The 15,449-nt window shown below is 55.6% G+C and carries 14 protein-coding genes; 7 read left to right on the forward strand and 7 right to left on the reverse strand.

What is annotated here, in order from left to right; genetic code table 11:
* Positions 1-79: 79 nt before the first annotated feature.
* The 3 genes from JGC47_RS10295 to JGC47_RS10305 all read left to right on the forward strand — a co-directional run bounded on the left by JGC47_RS10295 (position 80) and on the right by JGC47_RS10305 (position 3,469).
* Positions 80-268: a hypothetical protein gene (locus JGC47_RS10295; protein WP_004158160.1), complete on the forward strand. Its 189-nt coding sequence runs from the start codon at positions 80-82 to the stop codon at positions 266-268.
* A 363-nt stretch (positions 269-631) separates the two neighbouring features.
* The gene (locus JGC47_RS10300; protein WP_004158162.1) at positions 632-1,846 is read left to right on the forward strand and encodes an FAD-dependent oxidoreductase; all 1,215 of its coding nucleotides are present in this window, start codon (positions 632-634) and stop codon (positions 1,844-1,846) included.
* A 489-nt stretch (positions 1,847-2,335) separates the two neighbouring features.
* On the forward strand, positions 2,336-3,469 hold the full coding sequence (locus JGC47_RS10305) for an ABC transporter substrate-binding protein (protein ID WP_004158167.1): 1,134 nt from the start codon (positions 2,336-2,338) through the stop codon (positions 3,467-3,469).
* Between the two features lie 58 nt (positions 3,470-3,527).
* On the opposite strand, the gene JGC47_RS10310 is transcribed toward JGC47_RS10305, so the two are convergent.
* From JGC47_RS10310 to JGC47_RS10325, 4 genes are read right to left on the reverse strand one after another with little or no spacing between them, the layout of a single operon-like run.
* Positions 3,528-4,916 carry an ABC transporter ATP-binding protein gene (locus tag JGC47_RS10310; RefSeq protein ID WP_004158169.1) on the reverse strand — a complete coding sequence of 463 codons (1,389 nt, stop codon included), beginning with the start codon at positions 4,914-4,916 and terminating at the stop codon, positions 3,528-3,530.
* On the reverse strand, positions 4,913-5,713 hold the full coding sequence (locus JGC47_RS10315) for an ABC transporter permease (RefSeq protein WP_004158170.1): 801 nt from the start codon (positions 5,711-5,713) through the stop codon (positions 4,913-4,915). Before JGC47_RS10315 ends, JGC47_RS10310 begins: the two co-directional genes overlap by 4 nt.
* On the reverse strand, positions 5,713-6,648 hold the full coding sequence (locus JGC47_RS10320) for an ABC transporter permease (RefSeq protein WP_004158173.1): 936 nt from the start codon (positions 6,646-6,648) through the stop codon (positions 5,713-5,715). Before JGC47_RS10320 ends, JGC47_RS10315 begins: the two co-directional genes overlap by 1 nt.
* The gene (locus JGC47_RS10325; protein WP_004158175.1) at positions 6,645-8,168 is read right to left on the reverse strand and encodes an ABC transporter substrate-binding protein; all 1,524 of its coding nucleotides are present in this window, start codon (positions 8,166-8,168) and stop codon (positions 6,645-6,647) included. The genes JGC47_RS10320 and JGC47_RS10325 overlap by 4 nt, the downstream gene beginning before the upstream one ends.
* A 274-nt stretch (positions 8,169-8,442) precedes the next feature.
* Here JGC47_RS10325 and JGC47_RS10330 point away from each other — a divergent pair, with 274 nt between their 5' ends.
* The 4 genes from JGC47_RS10330 to JGC47_RS10345 all read left to right on the forward strand — a co-directional run bounded on the left by JGC47_RS10330 (position 8,443) and on the right by JGC47_RS10345 (position 12,818).
* Positions 8,443-9,207: a hypothetical protein gene (locus JGC47_RS10330; protein ID WP_004158177.1), complete on the forward strand. Its 765-nt coding sequence runs from the start codon at positions 8,443-8,445 to the stop codon at positions 9,205-9,207.
* A gap of 527 nt (positions 9,208-9,734) precedes the next feature.
* Complete coding sequence (locus JGC47_RS10335) at positions 9,735-9,920, forward strand: hypothetical protein (protein WP_004158187.1); 186 nt, start codon at positions 9,735-9,737, stop codon at positions 9,918-9,920.
* 257 nt (positions 9,921-10,177) lie between these two features.
* A complete protein-coding gene (locus JGC47_RS10340; RefSeq protein WP_004158193.1) occupies positions 10,178-11,014 on the forward strand; it encodes a glycosyltransferase family 8 protein in 837 nt (278 codons plus the stop codon).
* A 553-nt stretch (positions 11,015-11,567) separates the two neighbouring features.
* Positions 11,568-12,818 (forward strand): glycoside hydrolase family 28 protein, encoded by a 1,251-nt coding sequence (locus JGC47_RS10345; protein WP_004158201.1) that lies wholly within the window; start codon positions 11,568-11,570, stop codon positions 12,816-12,818.
* A 374-nt stretch (positions 12,819-13,192) separates the two neighbouring features.
* Here the strand turns inward: JGC47_RS10345 and JGC47_RS10350 are convergent, their stop codons facing one another.
* Genes JGC47_RS10350 through JGC47_RS10360 form a run of 3 tightly spaced genes read right to left on the reverse strand, consistent with a single transcriptional unit; the run spans position 13,193 to position 15,344 of the window.
* Positions 13,193-13,690, reverse strand: coding sequence for a GNAT family N-acetyltransferase (locus tag JGC47_RS10350; RefSeq protein ID WP_225868847.1), 498 nt, complete (start codon positions 13,688-13,690; stop codon positions 13,193-13,195).
* A 25-nt stretch (positions 13,691-13,715) separates the two neighbouring features.
* Positions 13,716-14,003, reverse strand: coding sequence for a hypothetical protein (locus tag JGC47_RS10355; RefSeq protein ID WP_004158204.1), 288 nt, complete (start codon positions 14,001-14,003; stop codon positions 13,716-13,718).
* A 9-nt stretch (positions 14,004-14,012) separates the two neighbouring features.
* On the reverse strand, positions 14,013-15,344 hold the full coding sequence (locus JGC47_RS10360) for an NAD(P)/FAD-dependent oxidoreductase (RefSeq protein ID WP_004158205.1): 1,332 nt from the start codon (positions 15,342-15,344) through the stop codon (positions 14,013-14,015).
* Between the last annotated feature and the right edge of the window lie 105 nt (positions 15,345-15,449).

Here is a 15,449-nt window from a genome sequence, read left to right on the forward strand (position 1 = left end):
AAGGGACGAGGCAGCTGTCTTATCGTGCCTGGTCTACCACACCCGCGAACCGCATCTCCTTTTAATTCAGGGCGATTCTTTGTCTGAGACCCTTCAACCTGTTGATTTTACGAACGACCTGTACGGGCGCTTACGCCAGCAGGCCGAATTTGCTGTCACCTTGCAGCCGCAGCTGCGTTTCTTCGCGGATCGGCGGCTGCCGCTAATCCGCGTGGGTGCCCTGGTTGACTCACAAGTCAAAAACGATGCATTGCCCTGTCGAAGATGATGTCGCCCCCTCTGCGATCAACGGGTATCCGTTGCACATCGTGTGAGTGAAAATGCGTCGAAGGTAAAAAACTCTTATCGTCCTACAAAAGGACGGGCTACCTGTTAGCCCCATGCGAACGCAATCTGGCGGCCATTTGCTCGTATACATCGCAAGCTTGATAACGAATTGAACCTTCCGGATGAGAAATCTTAGCCAAATTACCTCAGATCCCTGTTCGACACTAAGCTGATTAAAAATGACACGGATTGAACAGCATGTTGTCAAACGCAACTAATCTGCCACTGCCAGTGGTAAACTTCTCCCGATAAAGGTAATGATAACCATTAGCATAAAGTTTGTTTCGTCATTACGGGAGGGAATATGCAGCCATCAACACCTGAAGTTTTAACCACCGACTGTTGTATTGTTGGGGGGGGTCCGGCGGGATTAATGCTCGGCTATCTGCTGGCCCGTGCCGGCGTGCAGGTCATTGTGATTGAAAAACACAGTGATTTCCTGCGCGACTTCCGTGGCGATACTATCCACCCCTCCACGCTTGAGATTATGCACCATCTTGGCTTACTGGAAGAACTGCTCCGCCTGCCACATCAGCAACTTTCTCGCCTGCAGGCGGAAATAGCAGGTGAGGAGATCACGCTCGCAGACTTCTCGCTGCTGCCGGTAAAATGCCGGTTTATGGCATTTATGCCGCAGTGGGACTTTCTTAACTTTCTGAGCGCCCGGGCATCTGCCATGCCTAATTTTACTCTGCGCCAGTCAACCGCCTTAAGCGACTTAATCTATGACGGTGATACGGTCTGTGGCGTGCGTGCGATGAGTGCTGGCAGTCCCTGTGAAATCCGGGCCAGGCTGGTAGCAGGCTGCGATGGACGCCATTCGATGGTGCGGCAACTGGCCGGGCTGACCGGACAATCCTTTGGTTCACCTCGTGATGTCCTGTGGTTTCAGCTGAACAAATGTGCCGATGACCCGGCGTGGAACACGGGGCACAAGGGGCCAAAACAGAACTTTATTATGCTCGATCGCGGTAGCTTTTGGCAGTGCGGCTACACCATTGATAAAGGCCAGTACGCCGCGATAAAAGAGGCGGGGATCGATTGTTTCAAACAGCAGGTCGCCGCAGTAGCCCCCTTCCCGCTGGCGCGCCTGCAACCACTGACAGAATGGCAGCAGTTCAGACTGCTGGATATCCGTATCGACCGACTCGATAACTGGATGAAACCAGGCGTACTCTGCATCGGTGACGCAGCCCACGCCATGTCGCCAATTGGCGGAGTTGGCGTGAACCTGGCTATCCAGGATGCCGTTGCCAGCGCCAATTATTTGGCTGCCGCACTGCGCAAAGGAGATGTCAGCCTGCGTTTGCTGAAAAAAGTGCAACAGCGCCGACAATTTCCCACACGTGCAACACAGTTTATCCAGATAAAAATGAGCGGTAAGAAACGTAACGATGACCAGCCCAGCCCACTTCCGCGCATCATCAAGCGCTTCCCCTTCCTGCCGTGGATTTTTGGCTGGATTATTGGTCTGGGCTTTCGGCGCGAAAAGCCTCGCCGAATTATTACTGGCCGATAAACATATCCAGCGAACGTGCAAAATTTCGCCAGTCCCCTTAATCTCTGACACCCTCATGGCACGTTTGCCGTTGATCATTTCAGAGATATCGCTTTGTGTGGCGATATGGTGCAGATCAACCTGACGGTTACCCGGCTGCTTCATCAATACTGAAAGTACCGCACCGGGTGGCACGTCGGGCGCCCGCAGATGCTGCATCTCATATTCGTAGACGCGTTCAGCTACACGCTCCGCGCAGTGGGATACAAAATGTATAACCCCCGAAGCACAGGCGTGAAGTGCAGCAATCAGTGCCATAAGCCCATTAAATCGCTGTCGTTTTCCACACCGGCGTTACCATTATTAATCAGCCATAGTGCAGCGCAGAAGCATTCTCTGCAGCACATTAAGGGATGTATTAGCCTTTAGTCCGTGTGCAGGCGTTAATATAATTCATCCGGGAAGAATGATAATATTTATCATCTACTGACTGATCGGGACATCATCATCATGACTGCCATTCCAACGTTTAAAATTCTGCCCGCCATACTACTTTGCGCAATGCCGACCCTGGGTTTCACCACCAGCTATCCGCTGACCGTCACCGATATGGATGGCCAGAAAGTCGTGTTCAGGCAGGAACCTCAACGGGTGATCCTGCAGGACGGCCGTGAAGTTCTTAGTCTTGCATTACTGGATCGCGACAACCCTTTCCGCCGCGTGGTCGCCTGGAATAATCTGCTAAAGAAGCAGGATAGCGGCAGCTGGAATATGCTGCACGCGCGCTGGCCACAAGCCGACCAAATCCTGGATATGGGTTTCTCCGACCAGGGGGAAGTCAATCTTGAAACGGTTATTGCCAAACACCCTGATGTGATGATTGCCCAGCTGCGGGCTAAACAAGCCCTGAAGCAGAGCGGCGTGCTGGCCCAGCTCAGTACCCTGAATATTCCGGTGCTGTTTGTGGATACGGAGCTGCACCCGGTACAAAACACCGCAGCCAGCATTACGCTGCTCGGTCAGGTACTGAATCAGGAAGAAAATGCCAAAGCTTATACCGACTGGTATCAGCACAAGCTGAATGCGCTGCAAAGCGCAGTTAAAGACGTCTCGCCAAAACCGACGGTGTTTGTTGAACCCATTGCGGGCATTAGCGGCGGCGGGGAAAGCTGCTGCTTTACTCACGGGCATAACGGTTGGGGTGGACTGATCGAAGCTACCGGGGCAAGAAACCTCGGTTCAGAATTACTGCCCGGCACCAGTGGCACTGTAGCGGTAGAAAAAGTCATCGCCCTCAATCCGGATTACTACCTCATGAGTGGCTCGAAGCGCGGCGGCAAAGGCAGTAACGTGATCCCACTGGGCTATAACACCGATGTCGCTGCGATCAAGGCAGCCTTCGGGCAGCTGCGCAACCGCACCGGTGTGAAAGACATCCCGGCGGTGAAAGCGGGTAAAGTGACGGCGGTTTATCACCATTTTTACAACCATCCGTACAACATCATCGGCATGGAGATGCTGGCAAAGGATTTTTACCCACAGCAGTTCAGGCAACTGAACCCGACTGCTGATTACCACACCCTTATCCGCACCTTTACCAAACTGCCGGACGAGCCGATTAATATCGAATATCATCCAGAGTAGCACTGCGCTTATTACAAGCCTGTTGAGCGCGCTGGTCTCCAGCGCGTTTCCACATTTGCTATGCCCCTAACCTGATGCGCCGGTGGCTGATGCGGTCGATAAGCGCCTCATCGTGACTGACTATCAGCAGCGCACAATTCCGCTCTGCGGCCACTTCAACCAGCAGTTCAATGGTCTGCTGCTGGGTCAGTAGATCAAGCCGGGAAGTTGGCTCGTCGGCGAACAGAAATATCGGGTCAGGCAGCAGTACGCGCAGCAGCGCAAAGCGTTGCAGTTCGCCACCGGAAATTTCCTTTGGGTAACGTTCAAGTAGCAGTGGGGAGATTTGTAACCGCTTCATCAGTTGCCCGATGCGTTGACCGTCGAGTCGGTGACGGCGAACCACATCGTCAAGTGCCTGGCGCAAGGTGGCATGAGGGGCAAAGGCAGACGAGGGATCCTGAAAAATTTTCTGATACCTGACCGCCGCCTGTTGACGGTCGCGCACCACATCACCACTATCGGCAGCCAACAGCCCCAGTAAAATATCGCCAAAGCTGCTCTTACCGCAGCCACTTGGCCCGCTGACGCCAATCACCTCCCCGGCATGCACACGCAGCGACTGATGGCTGAACAGCTGGCAGCCGCCGCGGCTTTTACTGAGATTATGCGCCTCCAGCACCACCTGCCCATGGTGCACTGCGGTTTTACGCACGGGCCACCGCGCCGGGTCAGCGGCCAGCAGCGCCTGAGTATAGCGATGTTGTGGCCGCGTCAGTACCTGCTGTGCGCTGCCGCGTTCGACAATTTCACCATGCCGCATTATCGCCACCTCGCCCCCAAGCTTCCGCGCCAGTTCAATATCATGGGTGATAGTAAACAGCCCGCCACCGGCCTGAACTGCGCGCAATAACAAGGTAATCGTCTCATCGCGGCGAGCCACGTCCAGCCCTTTTGTCGGCTCGTCAGCAACAATGATTTGAGCACCCCCGGCACGGACCGCAGCAAACGCCACTCGCTGGGCCATACCTCCGGACAGCGCCTGTGGCAGCATATTCGCCGCCTGTGCCACCCCCAGCGCCTGCAAATCATCGATGGCACATTCGCGCGCGCGCGATTTCGTCATACGGCGCAAAAAGCGATAGCCCTCTGCCACCTGTTCGCCTGCTCGCATGATGGGATCAAGCGCCAGCCCCGGCTCCTGCGGCAAGATGCCCAGCGTACGGCCCCACAGGGCGCGTGCCGGGCGACTGGCCAGATCGTGGCGCTGGTCATTAAAAATCAGCGTTCCACTGGCCTGCAATCCGCCGGGCAACGTACCTGTCACCGCCTGAGCCAGCAGGCTTTTACCGCTGCCGCTCTCACCCAGCAGGGTAAACGGCCGGCCAGCATGCAGCGTAAATGAGAGCGGCTGCACATTCAGTTCGCCTCCGCTGACGGCTGCATGTTCAATGTCCATCAGGATCATGATTTCTCTCTCCGCGCCAGTAGCAACAGGCTTAACACCAGTAAAAATACCACCACCACCGGCTGCAGCAGCGCATATGGCGCTTCATGGTAATAAGGAAGCAGCTCGGTCATCATCAGCCCCAGTTCAGGCGTGGGCGGGCGTACGCCCACGTTGACAAAGCCAAGTGCGGCAATCGCCATGACCGCGCTGGCAGCACCGAATGCGGCTAAGGTCAGCACCATCGGAGCCATCTCCGGCCACAAATGGCGGCGGAAGATGAGCCACGGGTTGAAGCCCAACAGGCGAGAAGCCTGCACCGCCGGGGACGTCAACAGCGGGCGGGCGATGGCGCGGCTAAGGCGGAAGTACTCTACCCACAGCAGCAGCGAAATACCGATATACAGCATCAGCGCGGAGTCTGGAACCAGTGCGGTTAACAGTAACACCAGTAACAAACCCGGTAACGCCATTAAGGCATCAGCCAGCAGCGAAACGCCGCGGTCGACCACGCCACCACACCATGCGGCCAGTACGCCAAGAAAAATACCCGGAATAAGCGCACTTAACACGGCGATCAGCGCCAGTCCAAGTGATAAACGGGTCGCCGCCGTGAGGCGGGCAAACAGCGATCGCCCAAGATGATCATATCCCAGCGGGGCGTCCAGGCCTGGCCACTGTAACGCCAGCATCAGCTGCTGGCGTAGCGGGTCTTGTGGCCACAGCAATGGCAGAATAAAGGCGAAGATCCCTGACAGCAGTAGCAAAGTCGCTCCGGCGCGTTGTGCCATTGAGGTGCGACACATCAGATTCCTCATCACGCGTTGTGCCTCCGTGGATCGAGCCAGTAACACAGCCCATCACTTAGCGTGTTGAGCAGCACAAACAGTAGCCCCATGATCAGCGCCGTTCCCTGAATGACAGGAACATCCCGTGCGAAGATGGCATGCACCAACGCGTGGCCAATACCCGGCCAGGCAAACAGCGTTTCCACCACAATCACTCCTTCGATCAGATAGATAAACTGTACGCTGAGGTAGGCGATCAGCGGCACGCTGGCATTACGCAGCCCGTGACGCCAGAACAGCGTCCGTTCGTTTAATCCTTTACTGCGGCCAAATTGATAGCTGGCCGATTCGCTTACCTGACGCATTGCATCGCGCGCCACCCGGCCAGACACCGCTGCCAGCCCGAGAGCCAGCGTCAGTGCCGGCAACAGCAGATGCGCAGCATCGCCGTAGCCTGCAACGGGAAGCCAGCCGAGACCAAGGGCAAATACCAGCAGCAGGATCAGCCCCAGCACAAAATGTGGCAGCGCACGCAGCACGGTGGACGCCGCCAACAGGATGCGGTCAAGTTTTCCGCCGGGGAACAGCCCGGCGATAAGACCCGGCGGCGGCCCGAGCAACAGCGACAGCAGCAGCGCCGCCGCCGCCAGCAGCAGGGACTGGCCCAGCTGGGGGCCGATCTCTTGCATCACCGGCGCGCCCGACACCAGCGAGTTGCCGGGATTAAAGCGCAGCAGTTCGATAAACCAGTCGGCGAGCGCCTGCCAGGCCGGACGATCCAGCCCCAGCTCCTGCTGCACCGCACTGGCCGCAGCCGCATCAACGTGGTCATAACCATAGCGACCGGCGGCGATGCGATAAGCACTGTCTCCGGGCAGCGCACGCATCATGACAAAAGTCAGTCCGCCGACCAGCAGCGCAACCAGCCCGGCCTGCAGCAAACGGTAGCCCAGCATGCGCATCATTCTGCCCACCTCATTTTTTCTAACCCGAAGCTACGTTCGAAAGGATCGAGTACGGCACCGCTCAGGCGGCCAGAGACGGCGGCGCTTTGCTGATACCACGTCACCGGAATAGTGGGCAGCTCGCTTTGCAAAATGCGCGTCAGCTGTTCACGCTGCTGCTGACTGTCTGCCGCATTGCTGTCCGTTTCCAGCCTGGCTAAACTCTGATTAAAGGTCGCATTTGACCAGTTCATTGCCCCCCAGTCCCCGCCCTGTGGCGCATAATCCTGTAACAGCGTGCCAAGCGGCTCCGGCGTCAGCGCAAAATTGCGCGCCACCAGCGCCAGCTCCAGCGTGCCGTCATGATGCCTGGCGGCTATTTCACCGGAATTTGTCGTGTTTATTGTCACCTGTACGCCAATATCTCGCAGCTGCTGCTGAATGGCGGCAGCAATCAGCGGCAGTTCCGGGCGATCGGGATAGGTGGTCAGCGTAAGAGAAAACAGCCGGCCATGACGTTGTAGTGTACCCCCCGCGCCCGGTTTCCAGCCGAGCTCAGCCAGCAGTGCCCGCGCCTGTGGCAAATTGTGACTCAACGGTACCAGGCTGGCGTTATGCCACTGCACCACGGAAGGTGGGAACAGCTGGTCAGCCGCCGCCGGGTAACGCAGAATGGCGCGGGCAATCCCTTCGCGATCCAGCGCCATGCTCAACGCCTGGCGCACGCGCACATCGGCCAGCAGCGGATGTCCGGCATTCACTTTCAACAGCACGCTGCGCGGAACAGACATCGCCAGCAGCCGTACACTGGCATTTTTATTTAGCCGACTGCGGCTGGCCGCATCGAGATTCAGCACCAGATCGGCGTTGCCGCTCTCGGCCAGTAGCGCCCGCGTTTCCGCCCGCCCCACCGCCATATAGCTGGCCTGTTCGATAGACGGCGCAGCGCCCCAATAATCGTGGAAGCGCGCCACGGTCAACTTCTGCGGCGGCTGAAGCGAGGTGAGACGGTATGGCCCGGTGCCAATCACCTGCACCACTTTATGCGCATCATTGTAGGAGGCGGCAGCGAGGATCTGCGCCCGATTTTCCGCCAGCATGCTTAGCAATGGGGTAAAAGGCTGGCTAAGCGCAATCAATACCTGCTGGCCCTCGGCACGGATATCAGTTATCGGCGCTTTATCCAACAGGCCCGGCTTGCTCCTTGCAACGTTGAGCGCGTTAACCACGCTCTTAGCCGTCAAGGCGCTGCCGTCATGGAATTTAACGCCGGAACGCAGCACGAAGCGCCACAAAAGACCCTTATTGGTTACCGACCAACTGCTGGCCAACCCCGGCAGCGGCTGACCGTGACTGTCGGCATTGACCAGGGTTTCAACAATGGACATTTTGAGGAAGATATCCCCTGACAATGTGGGGTCACTGCCTTTAATTTCAAACGGGGCGACCAGCGCGGCAACCCGCTCAGGGTCTGCGCTGGCTGGAGCATTAACCACGGCGAGCAACATCGCCAGCAGAGGCGAGAAAGCGAATTTGTGCATCAGGTTATCAATCCTTTCTCCAGTGAAATGGAACCATGCAGGCCAGGCCTGCGCGGCAGATGATAACTGTTACTTTATAACATTACAATTAATAACCGCCGCTGACATAAGCTTACGGACAGGACGGAAAAATGCCCGGTCAGGTGACGTCAATTAGCGTTCGAATGGATTGTTGCTGAAAAAAGCCTTCAGCCTTTAGCACGACGTATAATCTGCCATACTTTGTGTCAGCTCTCCGGCCATCGGCTGGAGCCATTTTCGATGCGAGGCTACGATGAATACTGAACTCAGCCCATCTCCGGCCTATTTCCAGCTGCATGATACCCTGCTGCAACAGCGCTCTACGGTGCAGTCAGCCGAACTTATTCAGCAACTTAACCGGGCATTATTAGCCGGTGAGGTAGTGAGCGCTGCGTTTTACGACCTGACCTTATTAAAACTCCTGCAGCAGCGTAAGGCTGTGCCGCTGCTTACGCCCAAAGCAGAAAAAGAAATCTCGGCGTTTATTGACCAGCTTGCTCCTCTGCTGGCTGAAGAGTTGAATGATGCAGCTCAGTTTATTCAGCTGCAGCACAAAGTCGCGGCATTCAGCCGGCATTTCCCCTGGCAACATGCCAGCCTGTCACTGGTTCAATACAGGCTATTTCTGCGTACCTATCAACGCTGGCAAAAGACGTTGGCAGCGCTGTTCAGTGCTGAAGATCACCAGGCGATATTCGCCCAACTCAACAAGGTGCTGAACAGATCCAGCTGCCGGGTCGCCCTGCTGGGAGATGCGCATCATCTCTACCAGGTTTTAGCCGAGCTGCTGGTAAGCTGCCATCACAAGCAGGAAGAGTTCCGTGGCAATCACCACCTGCTAACAGGCTATATCGCCGCAGCTGATATTGCCGCCCGTGGTATCGTTGCGTTTGCCGTGACCGCTGAAGCGCTGTTGCGTGGCCATTCTCTGCCGGGAACGGCACAGCTGATGAAGCGAATGAAACAGCACCATATCAGCGTTATTGAACGCACTCATCCGTGGTTTAACATCATGTAACGCAGCCATATTTGCCAACCGCCCTGGCACGGATTTCAGTGAAAGAACGACGGATGTTAAACGGTTATGCCAACCTCTGCCAAATGCAAAAACGATCCTGATGTTGACAGAAACGCATCCTTGCCAGTGTATTAAAAACCTTGGCCGATTCAGGTCTGACGGGGGCACGAATGGAGCAAACAGCGGCACAGGTGCCAGCAACCAAACGTACGCTGGTTTACCCTTTTAAACACAAAGAAAGGCTTTAGGTTGCCGTACTGCATTCGGTTTATCAGGAACTGCGCCAGCATGAGCCCGGGCTTGACCTGTCTGCAATCGCGCCATCGCAAGCCACAGCTCGTCTGGCGAAGCCCGCTATCGACTATCACTCTAACCAGCCCAATTTCAGGCGGCTGACCAGTGTTGAACACTGAATACATGGCCGCTATAAAAGCCGTTCAGACGCGTTGAAAACGCTTGATTAAAGCGCCCTGCAAGTTCTGCACGAGATCCTGATACGCGGCGATCCGCACGGAGAAATTAACTCAATGATAGCCACCGTTAGCGTGCATCGCCTGAAAAGCAGTACTGGTACTCACTGCCTGGCTCACCACTGCATTTTCCATACCCTGTTCGGCCACAATGAAAGCGAACAGCAGAGTGTTGCGCGAAACCGCCAGCTGGTGGTCGATGCCACTTTACGCTGCCTGCATCCTGTCGAATACTGGGCTTAAAAGAGCTAAAGATACGGATTTTAGTCCGTTTATGCGGCAAAAATAGGGTTTCTCTTCTACGCTTAACGCTTGCACGGATCTCCCCGCTTTACCTTTTATTCAACACGGTTATTGCCCTCGTTACGCGCTGCAGATGACCGCTCAAAGTGCGACTTCAGGCAACGGAAACGGGGGTTTTGCCATGAGCTGTTGCTCAGATGCACAGCATGGGGCCAGAAATACATCCCGTGTGTTAATGCCGGATGAAGGAGCAAGCCATGAAAGCATGGATAACTTTACTGACACAGCCAGATTATCTGGTGGGCGTACGAGCGCTGCACGCCTCACTTAGGGCGTCACACAGCCGCTACCCGCTGGTGGTGATGATTACCGCTAATATTGATGCCATCGCTTGTCAGCAGCTGGAACGGGAAGGCTGTATTTTGCGTAACGTTGCGCCAATTCGCCCCAGCCCGCATCTGTCACAAAGCTATGCCCACGCGCGTTTTTCAGAAGTATGGACTAAGCTGGCGGCATGGACCTTAACTGAATTTGAGCGGGTCGCCTTTCTGGATGCCGACATGCTGGTGACGCAAAATATGGATGAGCTGTTCAGCTATCCGCTAATGAGCGGCACCATTGCCGCCTGCCACGCCTGCCGCTGTAATCCCGAAAAAATTGCCAGCTATCCGGCCAGCTGGGTACCGCAAAACTGTTTTTACAGCTGGTGCACAGGCGTCGATCACCTTGAACAAACCGATAGGGTCGATAACTACCTGAACAGCGGCTTACTGCTGCTGAAGCCGGATCGCGCGGTATTTGATCAAATGCTAAGTGCGCTGGCGGCGATGGATGACCTGAAAGCATACCGCTTCCCCGAACAAGATTTTCTTAATCATTTTTATCGTGCACGCTGGCGGCCGCTGCCGTGGATATATAATGCACTTAAAACCTTGCCGCATCAGCACCCTGCTGTCTGGCAGCCGGAGCGGGTCAAAAATATCCACTTTATTCTGGATAAGCCCTGGCAAAAGCGACGGGATAAGACAGACCGTGACTTTGCGTTAAACAGCCGGTGGTGGGATATTGCGCAACAGCTACCAGGGGCCGATTAACCCCGGGCCGCCATTGGCCGTCTTTTAATCGCCCGTTCTCAGACTGTGCTGTAAGTTTTACCTTAAGCATAAATTTTGCAGAAATGCTTACGCAACGAACACGGATCCTCCCCTCATTTTGAGGGCTAACAATGCCAATCACGGTTTGAAATGTCTTATTGCACGGTTCACCCCGGAGATAAATATCGGCAAAGGGTCGATGCAAGCGGATGATAAGCCCATGCTCAGAGACGTGCTGCCTGAAGAGTTCATTTAATTTATTAAATACCAACTGTATAAAGCCTGGAGTAATTGGCTTAATCTGATGGTCCTTCTGATTCTGTTTAATATCTATCAATATATATTTCCACTGTATTAAATGCTCTGCAATACATGGAAATATTATCGTTCCACGACCCGCGGTTAAAAATAAAAAATGTATTCCTGATGTTATATCAAACCCGATGATAATCACTTCATACTGCGCCATCGGTTAATAAAGCCCCCTGTTAAACCCGTACTCAATAACTATATTTTCGATTTAGGAATTTTCCAGTTACACAGAGGATCTCAAATGACTATTCTAACCAATTGTTTATTAAGGTTTTTATACCTCGGAATATCTATAATGATGAATCATATTACAAAAATAACGGCATTGATCGTACTGTCCGGCGGAATCTGTCAAGCGAAGGATTTGCGAAACGTATCTGAGCCGGTATATCCCGCCGTCTGTAGCGTTCTGCAGGCTGGTCCGGGAATAAGCACCGATGCGATACAAAATGCGCTGAATGACTGCGCGCCGGGCAAGGCGGTAAAACTGCAAAAATCAGCCAGCAGCGCGGTTTTCCTGAGCGGCCCGTTGAGCCTGCCATCGGGCACAAATCTCTGGATTGACAGCGGGGCCAGTCTGAAAGCGGTCAACAACGCCACAGCTTTTGACAAGACTAAAAACTCATGTGGCGTACTGGATCAAAGCGGCAAAGGATGCAACGCCCTTATAACGGTTTCCGACGCCACAAATAGTGGCATTTATGGCAAGGGAGTGATTGACGGGCAAGGCGGCGTGCCCCTGGAGGATAAAAAAACCAGCTGGTGGCAACTTGCCGCAATGGCAAAAAACAGCGGCCTGAAGCAAAATGCTCCGCGCCTTATTCAAATCACTAACAGCACCGACTTCACCATATATGATATTACCCTGCTTAACGCGCCTCATTTCCATGTGGTCTTTGATACTGGTAATGGGCTAACGGTTTGGAATACCACCATTAATTCGCCGCGTGATGCTATAAACACCGATGGCATCGATCCGATATCGTCTAAAAATGTGACGATCGCCCACAGCAATATTTCCACGGGCGATGATAATGTTGCTATCAAAGCTTATTCGCATAAAGGCCCGGCGCAGAATATCTCTGTTATCCATAATACGTTTGAATTTGGGCACGGAATGTCGATTGGCAGTGAAACAAACGGTATTTATGATGTGCTGGTGGACGACCTGACCCTGAACGGCACGGAAAATGGCCTGCGCATTAAAAGCGACCGGTCAGATGCCGGTGAAGTTGATGGCGTAACCTATAAAAACGTCACCATGACCAATGTCAGAAATCCTGTCGTCATTGATACGGTATATGAAAACAAGTCTGGCTCACAAACGGCAGACTGGAAAAACATCAGCTACCAGGATATAACCTCCACAGGCAGCGGTGTGGTTACTCTGAATGGACAGAATGCCAGACAGAAAATTATCGTCAAAATGACCCACGTAGAGCTTGATCCTGCGACAAAATATAACGTTAACAACGTTCAAATCGATAAGTAAATCGACCTTGCTGGCCTGAGTCATCGAACGGACTGACTCAGGCCAGCCATAGCCAAAAAGAGTGAACAACAGCGATAATGGTATCGGGCGCGCTTTCACAACCTGCTGCTAACGTGCGATATTGCCGCTGATTAAGCGCCACACAGAGTTGCCACCCACATTAAGAAGACGGCATAACTTCAGCTCATCCATGGTGCGGATGGCGTTGTCAAACTTAACAAAACTTCTATCACCGTGGCCAGGCCACCAGCTCATCCGCCTCACGCGGGTCGTCGATGTGCGGCCAGCGGCGAACGCGGGCGAAAGTGGCCCGTTTGGCTTACAGCGCCGCCCATTGCGGGCGGCATTAGGGTCAGATTAACAGACGATCTTTATCAGGCCAGCGACTGGCTCTGCAGCCCGAGGGTTTGCATCCCACCCGCCTCCGGCTGCCACGGCTTGTCTTTATACATGGTGATTGGTGCCTCGACCTGCACCATGTCCAGCCATGAGGTCAGCCCCGCCTGAACAGGGCGGTCAATGTGCACAAACTGCGCGCCTGGATCGCCCAACTGCTCGCGGACCAGCAGTTGGGCCTGTTGCGCATGGGCGGCAACCACCGGGCCGATGCTATAGCCGTGACCGAAGCAGCGTAAGCCTGCAAACCCGACTACGCGGCCGTCTTCCTCCGGTAGCAGCACGCGCACCGCACTGGCAAGCAGCTGGCCTGTCAGCGGCGCTTGCGCCTGCCCCAGCGCCTGGCGGTCGAGTGCAATCAGTAGCGCCATATCGCCAGCCGTCGCACTGCTGCGCACGGAATAGCGCTCACCGCTGCCAGTGTGCGGCTTTGGTGCTGCACAACATGGCCACTGGTGCCAAAAACCAGCTTTCACACAACGGCTGCCGTGACATGTAAACCTACGCGCCGCTCGCCAGAACGCCCGAGCGTGGCACGCAGCAGCAGGCTGCGATACGCGCCCCCGGCAACGCGCATCGACGAAGCAAACCGAGGATGGTGTAATTGCGCCCCCAGCGCCAGCACAGCCTGCTACCGACGGGCGTACCGTTTTCCAGCGCCACCAGTCCTTCGCCCGACAGCAACATCTGCTGCCAGTCGGTGTGGCGGTGCGGCCACTGCAGCTGCTGCGTCAGGGCAAACGCGTCATCCAGATGGCATTCGTTCATGGCAACCCGTTTAATTGTCATCCCGGGTCCTTACATCATGCCGGGCGCGTCAAGGCCGGAACCGGCGATAAGACGTTCATAACGGAACGGCGTCGGGTCGACAACCGGACTGTCGTCGGTGGCAAGATCGGCCGCCAGCCGCCCCGCTCCCGGCCCGATGCCGAAACCGTGGCCGCTGTAGCCAGCCGAAACAATCAGCCCGGGCAATTTGCCTACGCCGGAGATCACCGGTACGGCATCGGGAGTGCTGTCGATCATGCCGCCCCAGGCCTGCTCCAGACGCAGCGCCGCCATCTGTGGGAATTCATTGCGCATCGCTCTTAGCCCCTCTTCCACCAGCGCCAGATCCGGGCGCGGATCGAGAATACGTACCTGCTCAAACGGCGATACGCCGTCCATCTGCCAGCGCGCCAGTGATTCAGGCCCGCGCAAAAACGGGCCGATGCCTGGGGCAATTGTCAGATCCTTACGCCGCGATCTGTAGGTTGGATAGAACTGGCGCGCGTAGCGCAAGCTCTGCACGCCCGGTTCAAGGCGGCCACGGCCGGAAACGGCAACCGTGTAGCTGCCGTCGATTTGTGGACGACAGGCAAAGCCGGGGGTATACAGCGGTAGCGCAATGTGCTGTTCAAGCGGTGCGGTGCGGAACGCCGTGCCGATGACGTTAGCCAGTGGCAGATCGATGCCGTGACGGCGGCAGAACATCGAGGTCCATGCCCCGCCCGCGCAGATCACCCGACGGGTTTTAATCAGGCCGCGTTCGGTCAGCACGCCGCTGACTTTACCGCCTGAAATATCCAGACCGCGCACCGCGCACTGTTGAAACAGCTTCGCGCCCAGACGCCGGGCGGCGAGCGCCAGCCCGGGGACCGCCAGCGCTGGCTCCGCGTGACCATCGGTGGGCGAAAAGACACCGCCCAGCCAGCCGCTGGTACTGCCCGGCGTCATTGCTTTAGCACGCACGGCATTGAGCAGTTCGCTATGCATGCCGTAGCCTTGCGCCATGGTATTCCAGGCTTCCCAGGCATTCATGTCCTGCTGGTTTTGCGTGGCGTAAACCAGACCGCTGCGGCGGAAGCCCAGCTCTTCACCGGTTTCCGCGCCGAGTTCTCCCCAGCGTTGCAGGGCATAAATAATCAGCGGCAGTTCACGCTCATCGCGGTTTTGCTGACGGCACCAGCCCCAGTTGCGGCTCGACTGCTCGCCGCCCACCAGCCCTTTTTCTATCAGCACCACGCTGACGCCCTTTTTTGCCAGCTCGTAAGCTGCGGCCGTTCCGGCAATGCCGCCGCCGATCACCACCACATCGCTCTCTGGCGGGAAATACGGGCTGTCCTGTACATATCGAATCGGTGCGGGCATATTGCTCCTTCCCTTTACAGTTGCTAATCGGTCGTAATGAAACCGGGCGGTTAAACCCGCCTTTGTCTGTAAGCGTTCGACCACAATGCAGTATCCCCCGTTACA

The sequence above is a fragment of the Erwinia amylovora genome (assembly GCF_017161565.1).
Classification (GTDB): domain Bacteria; phylum Pseudomonadota; class Gammaproteobacteria; order Enterobacterales; family Enterobacteriaceae; genus Erwinia; species Erwinia amylovora.

What these genes read in the sequence shown, in the direction of transcription:
- JGC47_RS10310 (WP_004158169.1), bottom strand. Translation starts at nt 4,916, where the DNA reads ATGATCCTGATGGACATTGAACATGCAGCCGTCAGCGGAGGCGAACTG.
- JGC47_RS10325 (WP_004158175.1), bottom strand. Translation starts at nt 8,168, where the DNA reads ATGCACAAATTCGCTTTCTCGCCTCTGCTGGCGATGTTGCTCGCCGTG.
- JGC47_RS10300 (WP_004158162.1), top strand. Translation starts at nt 632, where the DNA reads ATGCAGCCATCAACACCTGAAGTTTTAACCACCGACTGTTGTATTGTT.
- JGC47_RS10305 (WP_004158167.1), top strand. Translation starts at nt 2,336, where the DNA reads ATGACTGCCATTCCAACGTTTAAAATTCTGCCCGCCATACTACTTTGC.
- JGC47_RS10355 (WP_004158204.1), bottom strand. Translation starts at nt 14,003, where the DNA reads ATGACAATTAAACGGGTTGCCATGAACGAATGCCATCTGGATGACGCG.
- JGC47_RS10335 (WP_004158187.1), top strand. Translation starts at nt 9,735, where the DNA reads ATGATAGCCACCGTTAGCGTGCATCGCCTGAAAAGCAGTACTGGTACT.
- JGC47_RS10345 (WP_004158201.1), top strand. Translation starts at nt 11,568, where the DNA reads ATGACTATTCTAACCAATTGTTTATTAAGGTTTTTATACCTCGGAATA.
- JGC47_RS10320 (WP_004158173.1), bottom strand. Translation starts at nt 6,648, where the DNA reads ATGATGCGCATGCTGGGCTACCGTTTGCTGCAGGCCGGGCTGGTTGCG.
- JGC47_RS10315 (WP_004158170.1), bottom strand. Translation starts at nt 5,713, where the DNA reads ATGAGGAATCTGATGTGTCGCACCTCAATGGCACAACGCGCCGGAGCG.
- JGC47_RS10360 (WP_004158205.1), bottom strand. Translation starts at nt 15,344, where the DNA reads ATGCCCGCACCGATTCGATATGTACAGGACAGCCCGTATTTCCCGCCA.
- JGC47_RS10340 (WP_004158193.1), top strand. Translation starts at nt 10,178, where the DNA reads ATGAAAGCATGGATAACTTTACTGACACAGCCAGATTATCTGGTGGGC.
- JGC47_RS10330 (WP_004158177.1), top strand. Translation starts at nt 8,443, where the DNA reads ATGAATACTGAACTCAGCCCATCTCCGGCCTATTTCCAGCTGCATGAT.